The sequence below is a fragment of the Pantoea sp. SGAir0183 genome, from assembly GCF_043545505.1.
In genome coordinates, this window is sequence record NZ_CP028053.1 from 3,491,796 (window position 1) to 3,511,569 (window position 19,774).

Genomic DNA, 19,774 nt, shown 5'->3' on the forward strand with positions numbered 1-19,774 from the left:
TTTACCTGTGCTGGTCGCTGACCGGCACCACAAATGACAGATCAGGAAAAAATATGCAACAGTTACAGAGTGTTATTGAATCTGCCTTCGAACGTCGCGCTGATATCACCCCGACCAGTGTGGATACTGAAACCCGCGACGCGATTAATCAGGTTATCGCCAAACTGGACAGCGGTGAGCTGCGCGTTTCTGAAAAAATCGACGGTGAATGGGTAACGCATCAGTGGCTGAAAAAAGCCGTTCTGCTCTCTTTCCGCATCAATGACAATCAGGTCATGGAAGGCGCAGAAACACGCTTTTACGACAAAGTGCCAATGAAATTCGCTGACTGGGACGATGCGCGCTTCAAAGCCGCCGGTTTCCGCGTCGTACCGCCCGCCGCCGTGCGTAAAGGTGCCTTTATTGCACGTAATACCGTGTTGATGCCTTCCTATGTGAACATCGGTGCCTTTGTTGACGAAGGAACGATGGTGGACACCTGGGCCACCGTGGGCTCCTGTGCGCAAATTGGTAAAAATGTCCACTTATCTGGTGGCGTAGGCATCGGTGGGGTGCTTGAGCCCCTGCAGGCTAATCCGACCATTATTGAAGATAACTGCTTCATCGGCGCACGTTCTGAAATTGTTGAAGGCGTGATTGTTGAAGAAGGTTCCGTTATTTCAATGGGCGTTTATATTGGTCAAAGCACCAAAATTTATGACCGCGAAACCGGTGAAATTCATTACGGACGCGTACCTGCCGGATCGGTCGTCGTCTCGGGTAATCTGCCGTCAAAAGATGGGAGCTACAGCCTGTATTGCGCGGTTATCGTGAAAAAAGTGGATGCCAAAACACTGGCCAAAACCGGCATTAATGAATTGCTGCGCACGATCGACTAAGCTTGTGGACGGGCTGCCTGACAGCCCGTCATCTTTTGTTTACAGCTGTTACGGGTAATGTTGTTTTTCAACGCGAACCAACGGGTGCGTTTACTTTTCATCCAGGTCATAATTCGCGCCAGTTAAATCCTGTTGCGCACTGATTCATGTTATTTATGTCTACAGTCATTAAGTCATGAACAATTCTGCGCGCTTATCATTTGGTGGAAAAAACGTTATGTATGACAATATTAAGAGCTTAGGCATTAGTAACCCCGACGACATCGATCGCTACAGCCTGCGTCAGGAAGCGAATAACGATATTTTGAAAATTTATTTCCGCAAAGATAAAGGCGAATTTTTCGCTAAAAGCGTGAAATTTAAATATCCTCGTCAGCGTAAAACGGTCGTCGCCGATAATGCGTCGCAGGGCTACCGTGAAGTGCAGGAAATCAGCCCTAACCTGCGTTATGTCATTGATGAGCTGGATCAAATTTGTCAGCGCGATCAGGTTGAAGTCGATCTGAAACGTAAAATTCTGGACGATCTGCGTCATCTGGAAGGCGTGGTGTCACACAAGATCGCGGAAATTGAATCCGATCTGGAAAAACTGACCCGCAGCGGCCGTTAATCCTTTCAAACGCACTATAGCCTGCCGTCCTGAGTGAGCGTCACTTTGTGCGGCGGGCCTTTTTTATGGCCTGCTACTCCTGTCGCAGCAACGCCCCTTCACGCAAGACATCTTCAGTCGCCTCACGCCAGTCAAACCGGTCAATCCAGGATTGATAGCGTGCAGAACCCAGCGCATTATCCGCCAGCATAAGCAGGGGAATGACGCGCCCGCTGTTACGGTCGCGCGTCTTCCACGGCCAGCGGCGCGCAGAATCACTAAACGGTGCCATATAATCCAACGCAGCCAGCAGCGAGCCGCCCTGTTTGTCAGAGTAGTGCCAGAGATCGTCCCCACCGCGCTGAGACGACAAGGCCGCTATCGCAGTCAGCGCCTGTAAATTAAAAAAACTGTAGTGAAAAGAGCGGGTGCGGGCCAGTTCAAGCGGCTGCGTGCCATCACGCGCTATCTGCCCACCGATCTTCGTTTTAGCCAGCGCCATCATGTCCCTCATAACGGCATCGTTATGCAGGTAAGCGGCAATCCCGGCCACCTGAACACAATACCAACTGCCGTGATTGTTGGCCGCATGCCGCTCCTGGCGCGCCAGCTTACTGGTTTGCAGCCAGGTAAGGTAGTCGTGGAACCAGCGCTGCAGCGCGGCCTCGTCGTCTGCACGCCAGCCGGGTGACTGACGCAGCAATATCAACGCATCAACAATACGGGTGGCAAAATAACGCCCATCCAGTACGCCATCGTGCCGACCCGTGCTGATGCCCGGCACGCCTTGCGCAAAGTTAAGGTTGGGATTCATGCGGCTGGCGGGATCGATAAACCAGTGACGGATCATCGATTGGGCTTTACTGGCATAGCGTACATCGCCCGAAAAGAACCAGGCCAGCGTCAGTGCCTGCACATCGGCACTAAAACGCGCAAAACGCAGCCCGTCTGTTTGGTTGTTTTTTGTGTCGGGATTCACCTCGCCATCCCGACGGCTCCACGGAAGCCCCGTTTTCTGCCGGGCGTCCGGCCACCAGTACGCGCTCAGGCTGAGATAATCGTGTCGCGAGCCGCTGGGGGGCACCAGACCTTTGTCCATGACGCTGGGATCGGGCTGCTTAAGCGCCTTATCCGCCTGCTGTTTCAGCTGTTGCCAGGCTTGCTGCGTACGTGGGCTTGCCTGCTGATTCTGGATGGTCTGCCGTGTAGTGAGCAAAGCCTTTGTCGAGAGAAAAATCAGCGTGTCCGCCGCCGCCGCCTGGCAGGTGAACGCAAGTATCAGTAAGCCACATCCCCAACTCAGTGCGCGCATCAGTCTGTCCTCTTCGTTTTTTCGGGCCCTGTCAGCCCTGCTCATCCAGTTGGATCGCGATGTACAACAGCAGGCGATCGTCGACCTTGCCCAGGTTGAGTCCCGTCAATTCAGCAATACGATTTAAACGGTATTCCAGGGTATTTCGATGAATAAAAAGCGCACGCGACGTCGCGCCGGGCTGCACGTTGTTGCTGAACCAGGCACTCAGCGTGCGTCGCAGCAAACCGTTGCTGTCCATGCTTTTTAGCTTTTCCAGCGGACGCGCCAGTTCATTTGACTGCCAGCCACCCCGTAAGCTGTCGAGCAGGACCGGCAGCATCAAATCCTGATAAAAATAGCTGCGAACCTCGGGCATACGCTGCTTTCCCACCGCCATCGTTGTTCGCGCAGTACGATATGAACGTGCAATGCTGCCCATGCCCGTAAAGAAATTGCCCAGCGCAATACGCATGCGCAGATGACCACTTTCCTTCATGCGCTGCATGAGCTGTTCGACCCGCCTGCGGTGATCGTGTTGATCATAACGTCCGTGTGCATTTAATGCCGGTTTCAGCACGACCATTTCGGTTAGTGAGACGATGGCAATCAGGTTATCCCGCGCCGGTGTCGTCAATAACGTCTGCAACTGCTGTAATTCTGACATCGCGCTGTCAACGCCAAGCTGCCCGCTGTCCACTTCGATCACCGCCACGATTCGGGGCTGATTAAGATCGATGCCGAGGCGCTGCGCCCATTCGGTGAGTTGCGGGGAGATCGCGTCACTGCGAATGAGATTGAGCACCAACTCTTCCCGCAGACGGCTGTCCTGCGCCAGCATATGCAACAGCCGCGCCTGCTCCAGCATCATCTCTGCGGCCATACAGACTAATTCACCATAGTGACGCAGCGCACCCGGCTCGCCCGTCAGACCAATCACTCCAACAATCATCCCGTCGATACGCAACGGCAGATTAATTCCCGGCCTGACTCCATGCAGATGCCGGGCCACCGCATCGTCAATATCCACAATACGTCCCTGAGACAGCACTAACAATGCACCCTCATGTAATTCGCCGATGCGCTCCCGGTCACCGCTGCCAATAATCCGTCCGCGTGCATCCATAACGTTGACATTGCCATCAATGATTTTCATAGTGCGCGCGACAATTTCCTGCGCCAGTCGTGCGTCGAGATGACAGGTTGCCATCCTGTACTCCTGAGTCATAAAGAGGGGGAAAACAGCATAGACGCGCGATACCGGGAGAACATTGTGCATCTGCACAAGGCCTGGCAGGCATTAACAGAAATGCGGCGACCATCACATTTGTGCGCGTCGCCATAAAAAAGGCGGACCGAAGTCCGCCTGATAAACCCCTGCCTGTGATTACTGCGCCAGCAGATACAGTGAACTGTCTCCGCGCTGCACGTTCAACGCCAGTACCGGTGGTTTGGTATCGAGGATTTTACGCAGTTCGCCCAGATTGCTGACGGCCTGCTGGTTGACGCCAAGAATCAGGTCGCCTTTTTTCAGGCCAATTCTGGCCGCCGCGCTGCCCGCTTTCACGCTGTCAACCCGAACGCCTTTCTCTTTACCTGAATTATTGCTCAGATCCGCGCCTTCAATACCGGTGTAAATGGTGGCGGACTGCACCTTGTCCTGCGTGCTCTGCTGCAGCTGAACCGTCACATCCAGCGGTTTACCATCACGCAGTATGCCAAGTTTCAGCGTGGTTCCTACCGGCAACGAGCCGACTTCGGCACGCAGTGAAGCAAAGCTGGTTAACGGCTTACCGTTCATCGACACAATGACGTCACCCGCTTTAATACCGCCCTTCGCCGCCGCAGAGTTCGGTACGACCTGACTGACGAATGCACCGCGTTGCGCATCGACTTTCATCGCCTTCGCCAGCTCAGAGTTAAGCTCGGTCCCCATAATGCCCAGCTCGCCGCGTTTAACCTGGCCGTATTCCACCATTTGTGCCGTCAGGTTTTTCACCATGTTGCTCGGGATGGCGAAGCCAATACCAATATTGCCGCCGTCCGGTGCCAGGATAGCGGTGTTGATGCCAATCAGCTCGCCGTTGAGATTTACCAGAGCGCCACCCGAGTTACCCCGGTTGATGGCCGCATCGGTTTGAATAAAGTTCTCATAGTTTTCAACATTCAGGCCACTGCGTCCCAGCGCGGACACGATACCAGACGTAACGGTTTCACCCAGACCATACGGGTTACCAATCGCCACGGCGTAATCGCCCACCCGTAAATTGTCAGAGTCGGCCATCTTAATCGCGGTAAGATTTTTAGCACCTTCCAGCTGAATTAATGCGATATCCGAGCTGGGATCTTTACCAATCACTTTGGCATCGTAACTGCGACCATCGCTCAGTTTTACCTGAATTTTCGTCGCGTCGTTTACCACATGGTTATTGGTGACCACATAGCCTTTTTCAGCGTTAATGATGACACCAGAGCCCAGCGCTCTAAATTTTTGCTGCTGCGTATCTGGCGCGGCAGGGGCACCGCCACCGTCACCGCCCTGGCAAAGCGGTGAGCCCATGAACGGCGAACCGTCCTGGCAGAAAGGCGAATTATCGCCAAAAAATTGCTGAAACTGCTGCGGCATCCGTGGCGTTTTGACCGTCGTACTTCCTTCAACGCTGATACTCACGACTGAAGGCATAACCTTTTCCAGCATTGGCGCAAGGCTCGGCAACTGCTGGCTGTTGGTGGATGACACGGAAGAGGACGTTTCCGCAGCGAAAGCACTCACAGGGGTCAGTGCCATGCCAAGACTAAGCGCCAGGGCGCTTAACATTAACGAGGTTTTTTTCATTTTGGTATCTCACAATGATGGATATACTGACCATTGCTGTGGTCGAATGTTGAGATAAATGTTTTAGCGCGAAGTTCCTCTAAAAGTTTTAGGCAAAAGTAAAAATTTATTCGCGCTCTTTACAATTCTCGGGTTATTCCACCGCCATTAAGCGACGATACTCATCCCAGGCATAGAGATCCGTCATGCCACTAATGTAATCCTGAATCAGGCGAAAACGATAATAACGTTCCCATAACAAGCGCTCATATTTATGTTCAACAACCAATGTACGCATTTTATACAAATAGGCTTTTCGGTGTTTGCCAGACAGTTTATGGAACAGTCGGGTCTCTATGGGATGATGGCGTAAAAAGTCTTCATTTATCAGTGTGGTAAACGCTTCATAATTGAGCGACATCAGCGGCTGATATATTTCCAGCAAGCCCTTAATTACCCGATAACCCTGCAGTTCCAGTTGCTCAACTTCGGAATGATTAAACACCTGCTGGCGCGCCACGGTTTTAAAAATCTGTAATAAACGGCCCTCTTCACCTTCGTCTTCTAATAAAGCATGGTTGAAGTGCCCCTCGAATATGGCAGGCAGATTATCAATAAAACGTTTCACCGCGTAGGTGACCAAAACATTCTGAACATTGACCCGCAGCGACATAAAAAACTGATCGCTACGGCTACGGCGTTTTTTACTGCCCGCTTCGCGCCACGCTTCTCCCACTGTACGACTGAAGGCATCGTTATTATTTATTGTCCCCCAGGCCTTGCTGAGATATTCATACAGACTGTCCACGTTAAATATGGCTTTTTCAACGGCATCGTCTAAATCGGCAATACAATAGGAGATGTCGTCAGCGGCTTCCATGATATAGGTCAGCGGAAAGCGATGGTGTTCCGTCAAATTTGTGGCAGTGCGAAGCTCATCGATATATTCCCGCTCAGATAAATAGAAGCCCGGCTTTTTCATTAATACGCTAAACTGAGCCGGTTTTTCCCCCTGCCACCAGGCGGGCGCGGTGTATTTCAGGATGCAGGCTACCTGAGAATAGCTCAGGTTGAGTTGCAGCAGCGAATGCACCATGCGAATAGCCTGAGCATTCCCTTCGAAGTGGCACAAATCCTGACGAATCATGGCGTTCATGCGATCAAAGTCCGCGCGCTGCGCCTCGTTTTCAACACCCGCAACCAGCGGATCGACCAGTTCAGCGGGCAGGTTATCTTCAAACCAGTCATTAATGGCGGCTTCGCCAAAATGCCCAAACGGTGGGTTACCTACATCATGTAACAGGCAGGCCATTTCGACGAGGCTTTCGAACGCCCCTTCCATGTCATCCAGACCATATTTTGCCAGTCCACCCTGCATCTTTAGCGTCTGCAGAATTTCTTTGCTGATATACCGGCCGGTTTGTTGCACTTCAAGCGAATGCGTCAGACGGGAACGTACGGCGGCGTTGCGCTCAAGCGGGAATACCTGGGTTTTTTGTTGCAGTCGACGAATTGCCGCTGAATTAATGATCCGCCCACGATCGCTTTCGAAATGGCGGGTAATAAAATATTCCCCCTGTGGATCTTTACGGTTGCTATAAGGGCGAGTGAAGCTGATCTTCTTCCTGAAATTGATCGTCGCCATAGCTGTCCCCTTATTTTTTCGTGAAATAATCCCGTCACTGCCATGATAGACTATGCCTGATATTGACATCCATTACATTAGCGAGACGTAAAATGAAAGCAGGCATCATTGGCGCAATGGAGCAGGAAGTTACCCTGCTGCGAGACAAAATTGAAAATCGCCAGACCCTGTCTCTGGCTGGTTGTGAAATTTACACTGGCACACTGAATGGTGTGGACGTTGCGTTGCTGAAATCCGGCATTGGTAAGACCTCGGCCGCTATGGGCACCACATTGTTACTGCAATTGTGCAAACCCGATTTGGTGATTAACACCGGCTCAGCGGGCGGCTTATCCTCTTCGTTAAAAGTAGGCGATATTGTGGTGTCCGATGAAGTGCGCTATCACGATGCCGATGTCACAGCCTTTGGTTATGAACCGGGCCAGATGGCGGGCTGCCCCGCGGCCTTTACCGCAGACAGTAAGCTGATCGCCGCCGCAGAAGCCTGTATTCAGCAGTTGAATCTCAACGCGGTTCGCGGCCTGGTGGTCAGCGGTGACGCGTTTATCAATGGCGCAGCCCCTCTGGCCCGCATTCGCGCCACGTTCCCACAGGCGATCGCCGTTGAGATGGAAGCCACCGCTATCGGCCATGTCTGCCACCAGTTTAACGTGCCGTTTGTGGTCGTCCGCGCGATCTCCGATGTGGCCGATCAGGAATCGCACCTGAGTTTCGATGAGTTCCTGAGCGTTGCCGCTAAGCAGTCCTCCCTGATGGTGGAAAATCTGCTGGCCCGCCTGGCACATGGCTAAATCCCTGCTGTTTTGCTGGCTGCTGCTGTTTTGCAGCAGCCTGCCTGCTGCACCGCCCCGCGTCATCACCCTGGCTCCTCACCTGACTGAACTGGCTTTTGCCGCCGGCATCACGCCGGTTGCGGTCAGTGCCTGGTCGGGTTATCCCGCTGAAGCACAAAAGATTGAGCAGGTCGCGACCTGGCAGGGGATGAACCTTGAGCGCATTTTACAGCTTAAGCCCGATGTTGTGCTGGCATGGCCCGGCGGCATCTCATCCCGTCAGGTGGCGCAGTTAGTGCACTCAGGGATTCATGTGGAATGGGTCGCCACCTCGACACTGGATGACATGATTCATTCGCTGGCTGGATTAGCCCGATGGAGCCCGTCCCCCCAGCGTGCTACACAGGCCGCTACGCAACTACGCCAGCAGGTCGCAGCCTTGCGCCAACGCTACCGTCCGCAACCCCCCGTACGCGTTTTTGTGCAGTTTGGTCTTTCCCCCATGTATACGGCGGCTAAAGCGACGCTGCAAAATGACATTATCGGCCTGTGTGGAGGGCAAAATATTTTTGCCGCAAGTCCGGTGAGCTGGCCTCAGGTGAGCCGGGAGCAGGTCCTGATGCGCCACCCTCAGGTCATTGTGACAACGGGCGGTTCGCAACAGGCTGAAACGCTTGCGCAGTTCTGGCGGCCACAGCTCAACGTACGCATCATTGCCATTAACGAGGACTGGCTCAGCCGTCCGGGCCCGCGTATCCTGTTAGCCGCAGAGCAGCTCTGTGAGGCACTGCATCCTGCCCCAAAGGCATCTTCAGGCCACTGAATATTGCCCTGCCGATTAAAGTAATCATTTTCACTGCCGTTAACGTTATTTAAGAGACGCGTGCCATGTAAGCCCGCCGTCCTTCTGCGCGATGCGCTTTTGACTACACCAGGAATTCACTATGACTAAAGCCCTGCTTATGGCCATAGGGCTTGTGATCGCGCAGCAGGCGTTCGCGGGATCCACGACCGGCTCTATCAATGTCAGACTTGTTATCTATTCACGTTGCGAAGTCAACAGCGTGCGAAGCCCGTCTTCGCCACAGGTTGACTGCGGTCGCCAGAGCAGCGCACAGCCGCGCGTGACGCAAACGGTGCTGAAGCGTCAGGGAAGCCGCACAACGAACGACAGACTGGTGACAATAGAATGGTAAGAGGCCGCCCGGAGAGAGCGGCCTGATGATCAGATGCTGAAGGAAGACCCGCAACCGCAGGTGGTTTTGGCGTTCGGGTTGGTTACGATAAAGCGCGACCCTTCCAGACCTTCGGTGTAATCCACCGAACCGCCTACCAGATACTGCAGACTCATTGGATCAACCACCAGCGAAACGCCCTGCTTTTCAATGGTCATATCACCGTCGTTCATTTGATCGTCGAAGGTGAAACCATACTGAAAGCCGCTGCAACCACCACCAGTGATATACACACGCAGCTTCAGCGCCGGGTTATCTTCGTCAGCAATCAGATTTTTCACTTTGTTGGCTGCTGCGTCGGTAAACTGCAACGGCAGTGCTACTACTTCATCACTCATGAGTTACTCCGTAAACGTCCGGGTCAGAAAACGACCTCAATGTTGCTATTATCTGCCAGCGACCCGCCGCAATCAAGCGCTCAGCTTCGCACTCTGTGCCGGATTGACGCGGAGAAGTCGTACGCAGGGATATCTGGCTTTCGTCGGCCGCCCCTCTTCCGTAGAATAGCCCGAAATTATATGAACTGCTGGAGCCGAAAATGAGTAAGTCTGAAAAACTGTTCGCCGAAGCACAACGCCTGATCCCCGGCGGTGTGAACTCGCCGGTCCGTGCGTTTACCGGTGTCGGCGGCGTTCCGCTGTTCATTGAGCATGCTGATGGTGCCTGTCTGTATGACGCCGATGGCAAAGCCTATATCGACTATGTTGGCTCATGGGGGCCAATGGTACTGGGACATAACAACGAAGGCATTCGTCAGGCTGTGATTGAGGCAGCCCAGCGCGGCCTGAGCTTTGGTGCGCCGACCGAGATGGAAGTCACCATGGCGCAACTGGTATGTGACCTGGTACCGAGTATGGAAATGGTGCGCATGGTCAACTCCGGCACCGAAGCGACCATGAGTGCGATTCGTCTGGCGCGCGGGTTTACCGGACGCGATAAAATCATCAAGTTCGAAGGGTGCTATCACGGCCATGCCGACCACCTGCTGGTGAAAGCCGGCTCAGGTGCGCTGACGCTGGGCCAACCCAACTCGCCGGGCGTACCCGCCGATTTTGCTAAGCATACGCTGACCTGCACCTATAACGATCTGGATTCTGTTCGTGCGGCCTTTGAACAGTATCCCGCGGCTGTCGCAGCCATTATCGTTGAGCCTGTTGCCGGCAATATGAACTGTATCCCTCCGCAGCCTGACTTCCTGCCGGGCCTGCGTGCCCTGTGCGATGAGTTCGGTGCGCTGCTGATTATTGATGAAGTGATGACAGGCTTCCGTGTGGCGCTGGGCGGCGCACAGGCACACTATAACGTGAAGCCGGATCTCACCTGCCTGGGCAAAATCATCGGCGGTGGCATGCCAGTGGGTGCGTTCGGTGGCCGTCGCGAGGTCATGTCCGCGCTGGCACCGACCGGGCCGGTTTACCAGGCCGGTACGTTGTCCGGTAATCCCGTAGCCATGGCCGCCGGTTATGCCTGCCTGACGCAGATTGCGCAGCCAGGTATGCATGACAGGCTGAACCGTCTGACTGAACAACTGGCTCAGGGGCTGGTTGAGGCAGCCAGACAGGAAAATATTCCCGTGGTGGTGAATCAGGTTGGCGGCATGTTTGGCCTGTTTTTTACCGATGCCGACAGCGTCACCTGCTATCAGGACGTGACACAGTGCGACGTGGAACGCTTCAAGCGCTTCTTCCACCTGATGCTCGAAGAAGGCGTGTATTTTGCGCCGTCCGCCTTTGAGGCCGGGTTTATGTCGCTGGCACACACTGATGAGGATATTCAGCACACCATCGAGGCGGCCCGGCGCTGTTTCGCGAAGCTCTGATGAGAAAAGACCGGCTGAGCCGGTCTTTTTTTTAACGTGAACGGCGCAGTAGCCAGATAAAATAGGGTGCGCCCAAAAAGGTCGCCATCAGGCCCGCCGGAATCTGACTGGGAAAGGCCAGCATGCGCCCGCACCAGTCTGCGGCCACCATTAACCCGGCCCCCAGCACGCCAGACAGTAACACCTGTGGCAGCGCGCGGCGAAAGCCCAACATACGGGCCATATGGGGTGCCATTAAGCCGACAAAGCTCAGCGGCCCAATCGTCAGCGTGGCACAAGCCGTTAAGGCCGCCGCTAACAGCAACAGGGCGAGTCGTGAACCCGTCAGTGCCATACCGACAGACCGTGCGGTCATGCTGCCAAGTGGCAGAATGGTTAACCAGCGGCTGGCCAGTGGCGCTAATGCCACTAAAACAGCCGCAAAGCCTGCACTTTGCAGCGCCTGCGTAGCACTGATGTTATAAGTTGATCCGGATATCCAGGTCAGTAACCCCGCCATGCGCGGATCGCCACTTGCCATCAACAGCATCAGAATGGTGACAAAGGCGCTGTTGAGTGCCATACCCGCCAGTAGCATACGTTCCGGTGAGAAACCACCACGACTGGCGACCAGCATAATAACCGCCAGCGTTATCGCCGCCCCCAGCGCACCTGCCGGCAACAGAAATGCCAGCGCGTTGCCGGGAACAAAGAACAGCATCACGACCACACCGCAGGCCGCGCCGGAACTGATGCCCAGCACTTCAGGACTGGCCATGGGATTACCGGTGAGGCGCTGGATCAGGCTGCCCGCCACACCGAGCATCAGGCCGACCTCCAGTGCCGCCAGCACACGCGGCGCGCGCCAGGGTAACAACTGTTGCAGCATGTCGCCAGACGTCCAAATCCAGCCATGCGCATCACGCCCAAAGGCAAGGCAAAGCCATGTCAGTCCGCCCAGCATCAGCAATCCCACCAGCGTCCAGCGCCCGTAACGGTATCGCTCGACCGGCACGTTGTCCCCCTGATCCAGCGCAGGCGGAACGGATCCGGTTCGCAGGCGAGGTAACAGCGCCAACAGAATGGGCACGCCCAGCAGCGCCGTCACGGTTCCGGTGGAGACCTCGCGCCAGTGCGCCGTGAGCCAGAGTACGCAGGCATCCGCCAGCCAGAGTAGCAGTGCACCAATCAGAGGTGCCAGCAGCATGCGGCTCAGTAACCGCCGTCCACCCAGCAGCCTTGCCAGCAGCGGTGCAAATAAACCAATAAAGCCAATGATCCCCGCTACGCTCACCAACTGAGCGCTCAGCAAGATGGCCAGAACCAGGACGGCCAGCCGCGTAGCAGACAGCGCTAACCCAAGATTTTTGGCGACGCCATCGTCCAGCCCCATCAGCGTAAGCGGTCTCAGTAGTGCCAGAGACAGCACCAGCGCCAGCACCAGACGTGGCCAGAGTTGGGTAACGCTGTCCCAGCTCATCTGATTCAACGTGCCGGTGCTCCACAGAAACATATTCTGCAGTTGATCGTGGTTAAAGATGGCAAATATTTGGTTCACTGCGCCGCTGTACAGGCTGAGAACCAGCCCTGCCAGAATCAGCGTAACGGGCGACAGACGTTTGCGCCAGGCTACGCTGAACACCAGCGCACCGACCAACAGCGCGCCACCCGACGCGGCGAACTGATGAGCCAGCGCCCCACCCGGCAGGTGCCATAAGGTCGCGACGGTCATTCCTAACTGCGCGCCGGATGAAACGCCTAACGTGCCCGGTTCGGCCAGCGGATTGCGCAACACCTGCTGAAACAGTAATCCGGCTAACCCCAGCCCTGCCCCCACCAGCAGCGCCAGTGACCAGCGCGGCAGTAAGCTGTAGTGAAAGACCATTTGCTCAATGTTGCTGCTGTCCGGTCTCCACAGCGCCTGCAACCACTGGTTCGTGGGCAGCGCCTGTTGCAGATTGATCGCGGTTAACACCAGCGCCAGGAAGAACAGCGTACCTGTCACGGCTAACGGGAAAAAACGATGACGCATTACGATTTCTCCAGCGCACGTTCCAGCACGCGAATAAAGTGCAGGGCTGACAAGGTCGCACCGTAGTACCACACCGCCGGAACGCGCTGGAAATGGCCGCTGTGAACAAACGGCATGGACTGCCATAACGGACTTCGCGACAATTGCTGCATCACGGCATCATTGTCATGATCGAAGCAGATGGCCTCTACGTCATGGAAAACGGCCAGCCGTTCCAGTCCAATCACGGCGCTGCCCCAAAAACTGGTTTCGCCCTGCCAGGCATTTTTCAGATTCAAAAGCGCCATCACTTCCAGGAATAAGCTGTTTTTACCGAAGGTAATAGCGTGGCGGCTGTCGAGTAGCGACATCAGCAAAATGGCCCGACCGGCGTGCGGCGCCAGACGCTGACGCGCCGCCGCAATCTCCGCATCCACCTGTTGCAGATGCGCTTCAGCCTGCGCCTCCCGTCCCAGTCGGGCCGCCAGCGCCCGCAATGAGGCCCGTGCGCGACTCAGCGGTTTGCCATCGCCATTGTGCAGGTCAAACCCCATGATCGGCGCAATGCGCCGCAGCTTATCTTTCGGTGGACCGTAACCGTTCGAGCAGAGAATCAGCGAGGGATGCATCTGAGTCATCAGCTCAAGATTTGGCTCGGTACGTAAGCCGACATCCACCACGCCCGCAGGCAATGGCGGCTGTCCGACCCAGACGTTGTAGTTATGCACGTCCGCCACACCCAACGGGTTCACGCCCAGCGCCAGGAGTAACTCGGTGGGCAGCCACTCCAGCGCAATAACGCGGTCGCTGTCAGGCTGTGCCGCAGGCGATGGGAAAGACGGGATGAGAGGCGACAACGCCATTGCCATCAGCAGGCGACGGCGATATAAATCCGGCATTATCGTATCCTTAACACACAAAACTCACCGGCGCGCCGCCGCCAGGATGGGGGAAGATGCCCATTGGGATACCGTAAATCGCCTGCAGCACATCTGCCTGCATAATGTGTTCTGGTCCACCTTCTGCAATCAGTTCGCCGCCGCGCAAGGCGACCAGATGGTCACAATAGCGAGCCGCCATATTAATATCGTGTAAGACGGTAATGACCGTTAAGCCATGTTCATGGCTCAGCGTCTGAATCAGCGCCAGCACATCCACCTGGTGGGCAATATCCAGCGCAGAGGTAGGTTCATCCAGCAACAGGCAGCGGCTGTTCTGAGCGACCATCATTGCCAGCCATGCACGCTGGCGCTCACCACCGGAGAGGCTGTCGACCAGCCGCGAGGCGAATGGCGTTAGTCCAACCCGCGCGATTGCCTGCGCGACCCGCTCGCGATCGTCCTGCGTAAAGCGCCCCAGCGCACCATGCCAGGGATAACGCCCAATGGCTACCAACTCACGTACCGTCATGCCTTCCGCAGCCGGTAACTGCTGCGGCAAATAAGCGACCTCACGGGCAAACGCTTTGCTGCTCCAGCGATCTACAGGCTGTTCGTTGAGCAGAACCCGCCCTTCGCTGGCCGCGTGATGCCGCCCCAGCATTTTTAACAGCGTGGATTTCCCTGAACCATTGTGCCCAATCAGCGCGGTGACTTTACCTGGCGTAAAAGCGAGAGAAACGGGATGAAGGAGCGTACGGCCCGGTACGCGAAAGCTGGCGTTATCCAGTCGGAAGGCGGTCTGTTGGTACTGCGGAAGCTGCATGGTTATCCCTGTAAACGGGCGCCGAAGCGCCCTCATCGATCAGAACCGGAACGTGGCGGTGCCGACAATTTGTCGCTCTGCGCCCCAGTAGCACGCGTATTCACGGTAGCAACTGGCAACGTAGTCACGGTTAAACAGGTTGTTAACGTTAACGCCAACCGTTGAGCCAGGCAAACCAAAACGGCCTAAATCATATTTCAACGCGGCATCGACGGTAGTGTAACCCGCGACGGTGAAGTTTTGGTTCACGTCGGGACCCGCACTGTATAACCCCTGTGTTTCGCCCACATAACGGACGCCCGCGCCCACCGTTACGCCGGACAGCGCCGTTTCATGGAAGGTATAGTCGCTCCACAGAGAGGCCATGTGCTTAGGCACCTGCACCGGGGTTTTGCCTTTGAGCTGTGTATCTTCCGTATATTCAGCATCGGTGTAGGTGTAAGACGCGGTCAGGTTGACGTTGGCATTGAGGGCCGCCTTGGCTTCCAGTTCGACACCGCGAGAACGGATTTCGCCGCTCTGGATGCTGAAAAGGGTATGGTCAGGATCGGCTGTTAAATTTTTGGACTTAGTCAGTTCATAAATCGCAGCCGTAACCACGACAGGACGATCTTTCGGCACATATTTCACCCCCGTTTCGTACTGCTTAGCGCGCGATGGGTCGAAAGGTTGCCCGCTCACTGTCGTCCCGGCCGTTGGGATAAAGGATTCGCTATAACTGAAATAAGGCGCGATACCGTTATCGAAAACGTAGTTTACGCCGCCACGCCAGGTGAAGGCCTGATCATGATTTTTAACTTCGGTATTGGTGTCGCGATTTAACGCAGATGTCATCGCGTAATCATAACGGCTGCCTAACGTCAGCACCCAACGATCCCACGCCATTTGATCCTGCGCGTAAAGGCCGGTTTGTTCCTGTTTGTTCAGATAACGATAGGGGAAAGGCGTGCCGTCAAGCGAATCATTACCGTACTGAGGAGCAACCGCATTCAAAGGAAATGCTGAACCAAACGCTGCGTTGATATCATTACGCATACGTTGATAATCCACACCAAGCAAAAGCGTATGGTCGAGTTGACCGGTTGCAAATTTTGCCTGTGCCTGGTTATCGACAGCGAACTCATTCAATTTTTCGTCTGAAGTGGCATAACCTCGCGTGATTTCCTGGGTGGCGGCGTTAAATCCATTGCCATAAATGCTGCGGTAATCCGTCGTTAACTCGGCATAACGCAGGTTCTGGCGTACCGTCCAGGTCTCATCAAAACGGTGTTCAAAGCTGTAGCCGACCATTTTGGTGTTACGGGAGATGCGATTGCTCTTCTCCCCTTCATCAAAGCTGGTCGGCAGTTTGTACTGACTGCCATCAGGGCGCGTAATGGGCACGACCGTGCCTTCACGCGGTAACCAGCCGTAATAACCCGTGTCCGGTTCATTCTGGAAGTAGGTCAGCAGATCCAGATGGGTGTTTTCGTCTGGTCGCCAGCTGAAGGACGGCGCGATGGTGTAACGCTTTTGCTTGTTGTTCGCCTGCTGGGCATCCTGGCTGCTCGCCAGGCCTGTCAGACGGTAGCTGTAAACGCCTGCGTCATCGATCGCACCGCCAAAATCAAAGCCGGTGGAGTAAAGATTGTGATTGCCCATCTGGAACTGCACTTCACGCAGCGTTTCCTGGGTGGGACGTTTACTGACCAGCGCGACCACACCGCCCGGGTTGCTCTTACCGTACAGCACCGACACGGGCCCGCGCAGCAGCTCAGCCCGCTCCAGGAAATAGGGATCAATAGCGAATTCCGAGTAGTTGTCGCCCTGCAGCTTCAACCCATCGAGATACTGGTTGGTGTTGGTTTCGCTAAAACCGCGAATTGACAACGCATCATAGACGCCTGAACTGCCGCGGTTACCGGTAAGCACACCCGGCGTGTAATTAAAGGCCTGCTTCACGCTGGTGACGCTGCGCATCTCCATCTCTTCCCGCGTCACCACAGAAACCGACTGCGGATTCTTTTCAATCGGCGTGTCCGTTTTGGTGCCGGTGGCGCTGTGTTTTGCGGCGATGGTGGCCGCCGGGCCCCACGCGTTTTCCTGCGCCACCGCACCACCGCCATTTGCAGATACCACCACCGTTTGTTCAGCGTAAGCCATTACGCTTGCGCCGCTGGTCACCAGGGCAATGATCAAAGCCAGAGGCCGACGCGTAAATACGCCGGATGGAGAAGCAAAAGGGATAGAACGCGCTGTCATGAAGGTGTCTCTCAAATGGGGATGATTAAGCGAATCGAAACGATAATGATTATTATAACGATTGGATAATATGCGAAGTCTCGCAATTTCTGCAAGCAGAATTCCCCGGCGTGGCGTCGTGTCACGGGCGATAACAAGGGGTTTTGATGTGGAATAAAAAAAGGCACCGAAGTGCCTTTTTCATCCGCGTTTGACGGGTTATTTGCCGAACATATCTTTTATCCAGCCGGCAACGCCGTTGCTGTCTTTTTGTTCCTGCTGTTGCTGCTGCTGTAACTGCTGTTGTTGCTGGTCCTGCATCTGCTGCTGTTGCTGCATTTGCTGAACCTGCTGTTGCTGCTGCTGGCAGAGCGCATTTGGATCCAGCGTCCAGACAGGCAGCGTGCGCCATGTGCTGCTTCCTGAACCGCAAACAAAGTTACCCGCAGTATCGATGTTCATCATCGTCACATCTTCCGGCGGCGTAAGCTGCAGCGGCATCGGAGCCTGATTGTCCAGGTAGCGGCGGTAAATCTGCATCGCCCCGCTGGCACCATAGAGTTTGGTCGGCTGGTTGTTATCACGGCCAACCCAGGTGATCGCCACTTCTTTACCATCAATCCCGGCAAACCAGCTGTCGACCAGATCGTTCGTGGTGCCGGTTTTCCCTGCCAGATGCGCATTCGGGAAACGTGCCCCCAGCGCCCGGGCGGTACCGCGATCGACGACCTGTTGCATGGTATACAGCGTTAAGTAAGCCGCCTGTGCCGGTTCTACGCGCTGCGCCTGCGGGAAGCTCTGGTACAGCACGGTACCGTCTTCCGCGATGACCGAACGCACGGCTGACAGTTCTGCATGATTCCCGCCGCTGGCAATGGACTGGAAGGCCTGAGCCACTTCCACAGGCGTCAGGTTGAGTGCGCCCAGTAACATCGCCGGAACCGGATTCAGCTGATCTTTAGGCACACCCAGCTTCGTCCAGGTGTCCACCACCGCATTTAGTCCCAGCGTCATGCCCAGGTTAACCGTTGGCACGTTCATGGAGTTCGTCAGCGCATCGACCAGCATCACTTTGCCACTAAACCGCCGGTCGTCGTTCATGGGTTTCCAGATGCTGCCATTCGGCTGTTTCAGCGCAATAGGCTCATCCGCAATCCAGCTGTTCAGGCGGTAAGTGTTGGGTTGACTCAGCGCGGTCAGATAGGTGGCCGGTTTCGCCAGCGAGCCGATGGATCGGCGCGCCTGCAACGCGCGGTTATACCCGGCAAACTGCGGATCGGCCCCACCGACCATCGCGCGAACTTCACCCGTAAAGCGGTCAACGACCACCATTGCGGTTTCCAGATCTTTCAGACCGCGCTGTTTTTTCAGGGTGGGAATACCGTCTACAACGGCTTTTTCGGCCGCATCCTGAGAAACCGGATCCAGGGTGGTGAAAATTTTCACGCCCGACAGATCTTTGACTTTGTCGCCCAGTTTTGCCTGAAGCTCATTACGCACCATCTGCATAAAGGCAGGCTGTGGCGTAATCACACCGCCTTTCGGCTGCACGCCCAACGGACGGGCCGACAGCATGTCGTACAGTTCCTGATCGATCACTTTCTGCTGCTGCAGCAGGCGTAGCACCAGATTACGTCGTTCCAGGGCCAGTTTCGGGTTACGCCATGGGTTATAGAGCGACGCCCCTTTCACCATGCCCACCAGCATCGCCTGCTGATCGAGACTCAGCTCGTCAACCGGGCGGCCAAAATAGTAGAGGCTGGCCAGAGGGAAACCGCGGATCTGATCGTTACCTGCCTGACCGAGATACACCTCGTTCAGGTAAAGCTCCAGAATACGATCTTTGCTGTAACGGGCATCCATGATCACGGCCATATAGGCTTCACGGGCTTTACGCCACAGCGAACGCTCATTAGTCAGGAACAGGTTTTTGACCAGTTGCTGGGTAAGCGTACTGCCGCCCTGCACCGCTTTTCCGGCGGTGATGTTCGCCAGGAAGGCACGGCCAATGGAGTACGGGCTGATGCCGTCGTGCTCATAAAAGTGGCGATCTTCCGTTGCGATTAAGGTATCCACCAACAGATCAGGGAAACCGGCACGGGGAACGAACAAGCGCTGTTCACCATTAGGTGACTGCAGCATCGTAATCAGACGAGGATCAAGCCGGAAGAAACCAAAATCACGCCCGGTTTCGACGTTCTTAATCTCACTCAGCTCATCTTTGCTGAATGTCATTCGGGCATGAATCTGCCCTTCTTTGCTGTCCGGGAAATCAAACGGGCGACGCAGCAGTTCAATGGTGTTGCCTTTGACCGAGAATTCTCCCGGACGCGTAATGCGCGAGACTTCGCGGTACTGCGTGCCTTCCAGCAGGGCAATCATTTCGCTTTTATTGTAGGCCATGCCAGGTTCGAGGCTGACCATACGACCGTAGACAGCAGCGGGCAGTTGCCACACTTTACCGTCAATGCGGCTGCGAATTTCCGAATCGAGGTATACGCCCCACGCGGCCATGACCACTACAAATACCAGGAACAGCTTAATAAACCATCCCAGCCAACGGCGTTTGCCGCGCGGCGGTTTTCCACCTTTACCTTTACGTGGCACCGGCGCTTCCTCCTCGTAATCATCATCAAAATCGTCCTGAGCGACATCACTATCGATGTCTCTGCGCCGCCCACGGCGGGCGCTGTTGCGCGGTGGCAACGGTTTTCCTTTGCGCCCAATAGGTTCGCGATCGTTCCCAGACATTGGTTTCATTCTCCAGGCATAGCTTACGGCTGCGCCGCTACTCTAACTGCTTTCTTCACTGTCG

Annotated in this window: 16 protein-coding genes; 6 read left to right on the plus strand and 10 right to left on the minus strand. The window is 55.3% G+C overall.

What is annotated here, in order from left to right; genetic code table 11:
- Window positions 1–53: 53 nt before the first annotated feature.
- Together dapD and C1N59_RS16305 are read left to right on the plus strand one after the other, a co-directional pair.
- Window positions 54–878 carry a 2,3,4,5-tetrahydropyridine-2,6-dicarboxylate N-succinyltransferase gene (dapD, locus tag C1N59_RS16300; protein WP_033740308.1) on the plus strand — a complete coding sequence of 275 codons (825 nt, stop codon included), beginning with the start codon at window positions 54–56 and terminating at the stop codon, window positions 876–878.
- A gap of 217 nt (window positions 879–1,095) precedes the next feature.
- Window positions 1,096–1,488: a DUF3461 family protein gene (locus tag C1N59_RS16305; protein WP_006117754.1), complete on the plus strand. Its 393-nt coding sequence runs from the start codon at window positions 1,096–1,098 to the stop codon at window positions 1,486–1,488.
- A 73-nt stretch (window positions 1,489–1,561) separates the two neighbouring features.
- Here the strand turns inward: C1N59_RS16305 and C1N59_RS16310 are convergent, their stop codons facing one another.
- The 4 genes from C1N59_RS16310 to dgt all read right to left on the minus strand — a co-directional run bounded on the left by C1N59_RS16310 (window position 1,562) and on the right by dgt (window position 7,218).
- The gene (locus C1N59_RS16310; protein WP_394549879.1) at window positions 1,562–2,779 is read right to left on the minus strand and encodes an alginate lyase family protein; all 1,218 of its coding nucleotides are present in this window, start codon (window positions 2,777–2,779) and stop codon (window positions 1,562–1,564) included.
- Between the two features lie 31 nt (window positions 2,780–2,810).
- The gene (locus C1N59_RS16315) at window positions 2,811–3,968 is read right to left on the minus strand and encodes a CdaR family transcriptional regulator (RefSeq protein WP_039338678.1); all 1,158 of its coding nucleotides are present in this window, start codon (window positions 3,966–3,968) and stop codon (window positions 2,811–2,813) included.
- Between the two features lie 177 nt (window positions 3,969–4,145).
- The gene (gene degP / locus C1N59_RS16320) at window positions 4,146–5,594 is read right to left on the minus strand and encodes a serine endoprotease DegP (RefSeq protein WP_033740303.1); all 1,449 of its coding nucleotides are present in this window, start codon (window positions 5,592–5,594) and stop codon (window positions 4,146–4,148) included.
- A 133-nt stretch (window positions 5,595–5,727) separates the two neighbouring features.
- Window positions 5,728–7,218 (minus strand): dGTPase, encoded by a 1,491-nt coding sequence (gene dgt, locus C1N59_RS16325; RefSeq protein ID WP_006117749.1) that lies wholly within the window; start codon window positions 7,216–7,218, stop codon window positions 5,728–5,730.
- Between the two features lie 92 nt (window positions 7,219–7,310).
- Between dgt and mtnN the strand changes: the two genes are divergently transcribed.
- The 3 genes from mtnN to C1N59_RS16340 all read left to right on the plus strand — a co-directional run bounded on the left by mtnN (window position 7,311) and on the right by C1N59_RS16340 (window position 9,187).
- Entirely contained in the window at window positions 7,311–8,009 is a 699-nt protein-coding gene (gene mtnN / locus C1N59_RS16330) for a 5'-methylthioadenosine/S-adenosylhomocysteine nucleosidase (protein WP_394549880.1), read from the plus strand.
- Window positions 8,002–8,814 carry a vitamin B12 ABC transporter substrate-binding protein BtuF gene (btuF, locus tag C1N59_RS16335; protein ID WP_394549881.1) on the plus strand — a complete coding sequence of 271 codons (813 nt, stop codon included), beginning with the start codon at window positions 8,002–8,004 and terminating at the stop codon, window positions 8,812–8,814. Before mtnN ends, btuF begins: the two co-directional genes overlap by 8 nt.
- A 121-nt stretch (window positions 8,815–8,935) precedes the next feature.
- Window positions 8,936–9,187: a hypothetical protein gene (locus tag C1N59_RS16340; protein WP_110267836.1), complete on the plus strand. Its 252-nt coding sequence runs from the start codon at window positions 8,936–8,938 to the stop codon at window positions 9,185–9,187.
- A 29-nt stretch (window positions 9,188–9,216) separates the two neighbouring features.
- On the opposite strand, the gene erpA is transcribed toward C1N59_RS16340, so the two are convergent.
- The gene (gene erpA, locus C1N59_RS16345) at window positions 9,217–9,564 is read right to left on the minus strand and encodes an iron-sulfur cluster insertion protein ErpA (RefSeq protein WP_006117744.1); all 348 of its coding nucleotides are present in this window, start codon (window positions 9,562–9,564) and stop codon (window positions 9,217–9,219) included.
- Window positions 9,565–9,764: 200 nt separating this feature from the next.
- Between erpA and hemL the strand changes: the two genes are divergently transcribed.
- Window positions 9,765–11,045: a glutamate-1-semialdehyde 2,1-aminomutase gene (gene hemL / locus C1N59_RS16350; protein WP_033740299.1), complete on the plus strand. Its 1,281-nt coding sequence runs from the start codon at window positions 9,765–9,767 to the stop codon at window positions 11,043–11,045.
- Window positions 11,046–11,076: 31 nt separating this feature from the next.
- Here hemL and fhuB read toward each other — a convergent pair whose 3' ends face one another.
- The 5 genes from fhuB to mrcB all read right to left on the minus strand — a co-directional run bounded on the left by fhuB (window position 11,077) and on the right by mrcB (window position 19,710).
- Window positions 11,077–13,056, minus strand: coding sequence for a Fe(3+)-hydroxamate ABC transporter permease FhuB (gene fhuB / locus C1N59_RS16355; RefSeq protein WP_394549882.1), 1,980 nt, complete (start codon window positions 13,054–13,056; stop codon window positions 11,077–11,079).
- The gene (gene fhuD, locus C1N59_RS16360) at window positions 13,056–13,934 is read right to left on the minus strand and encodes a Fe(3+)-hydroxamate ABC transporter substrate-binding protein FhuD (RefSeq protein ID WP_039338689.1); all 879 of its coding nucleotides are present in this window, start codon (window positions 13,932–13,934) and stop codon (window positions 13,056–13,058) included. The genes fhuB and fhuD overlap by 1 nt, the downstream gene beginning before the upstream one ends.
- A 10-nt stretch (window positions 13,935–13,944) precedes the next feature.
- Window positions 13,945–14,739: a Fe3+-hydroxamate ABC transporter ATP-binding protein FhuC gene (fhuC, locus tag C1N59_RS16365; protein WP_033740296.1), complete on the minus strand. Its 795-nt coding sequence runs from the start codon at window positions 14,737–14,739 to the stop codon at window positions 13,945–13,947.
- A gap of 39 nt (window positions 14,740–14,778) precedes the next feature.
- Window positions 14,779–16,980, minus strand: coding sequence for a ferrichrome porin FhuA (gene fhuA / locus C1N59_RS16370; protein ID WP_394549883.1), 2,202 nt, complete (start codon window positions 16,978–16,980; stop codon window positions 14,779–14,781).
- 198 nt (window positions 16,981–17,178) lie between these two features.
- A complete protein-coding gene (gene mrcB, locus C1N59_RS16375) occupies window positions 17,179–19,710 on the minus strand; it encodes a bifunctional glycosyl transferase/transpeptidase (RefSeq protein ID WP_039338694.1) in 2,532 nt (843 codons plus the stop codon).
- Window positions 19,711–19,774: the final 64 nt, after the last annotated feature.

Bases quoted from the DNA above. Each gene is read 5' to 3' on its own strand.
- dapD (WP_033740308.1), top strand. From the start codon at position 54: ATGCAACAGTTACAGAGTGTTATTGAATCTGCCTTCGAACGTCGCGCT.
- C1N59_RS16305 (WP_006117754.1), top strand. From the start codon at position 1,096: ATGTATGACAATATTAAGAGCTTAGGCATTAGTAACCCCGACGACATC.
- C1N59_RS16310 (WP_394549879.1), bottom strand. From the start codon at position 2,779: ATGCGCGCACTGAGTTGGGGATGTGGCTTACTGATACTTGCGTTCACC.
- C1N59_RS16315 (WP_039338678.1), bottom strand. From the start codon at position 3,968: ATGGCAACCTGTCATCTCGACGCACGACTGGCGCAGGAAATTGTCGCG.
- degP (WP_033740303.1), bottom strand. From the start codon at position 5,594: ATGAAAAAAACCTCGTTAATGTTAAGCGCCCTGGCGCTTAGTCTTGGC.
- dgt (WP_006117749.1), bottom strand. From the start codon at position 7,218: ATGGCGACGATCAATTTCAGGAAGAAGATCAGCTTCACTCGCCCTTAT.
- mtnN (WP_394549880.1), top strand. From the start codon at position 7,311: ATGAAAGCAGGCATCATTGGCGCAATGGAGCAGGAAGTTACCCTGCTG.
- btuF (WP_394549881.1), top strand. From the start codon at position 8,002: ATGGCTAAATCCCTGCTGTTTTGCTGGCTGCTGCTGTTTTGCAGCAGC.
- C1N59_RS16340 (WP_110267836.1), top strand. From the start codon at position 8,936: ATGACTAAAGCCCTGCTTATGGCCATAGGGCTTGTGATCGCGCAGCAG.
- erpA (WP_006117744.1), bottom strand. From the start codon at position 9,564: ATGAGTGATGAAGTAGTAGCACTGCCGTTGCAGTTTACCGACGCAGCA.
- hemL (WP_033740299.1), top strand. From the start codon at position 9,765: ATGAGTAAGTCTGAAAAACTGTTCGCCGAAGCACAACGCCTGATCCCC.
- fhuB (WP_394549882.1), bottom strand. From the start codon at position 13,056: ATGCGTCATCGTTTTTTCCCGTTAGCCGTGACAGGTACGCTGTTCTTC.
- fhuD (WP_039338689.1), bottom strand. From the start codon at position 13,934: ATGCCGGATTTATATCGCCGTCGCCTGCTGATGGCAATGGCGTTGTCG.
- fhuC (WP_033740296.1), bottom strand. From the start codon at position 14,739: ATGCAGCTTCCGCAGTACCAACAGACCGCCTTCCGACTGGATAACGCC.
- fhuA (WP_394549883.1), bottom strand. From the start codon at position 16,980: ATGACAGCGCGTTCTATCCCTTTTGCTTCTCCATCCGGCGTATTTACG.
- mrcB (WP_039338694.1), bottom strand. From the start codon at position 19,710: ATGTCTGGGAACGATCGCGAACCTATTGGGCGCAAAGGAAAACCGTTG.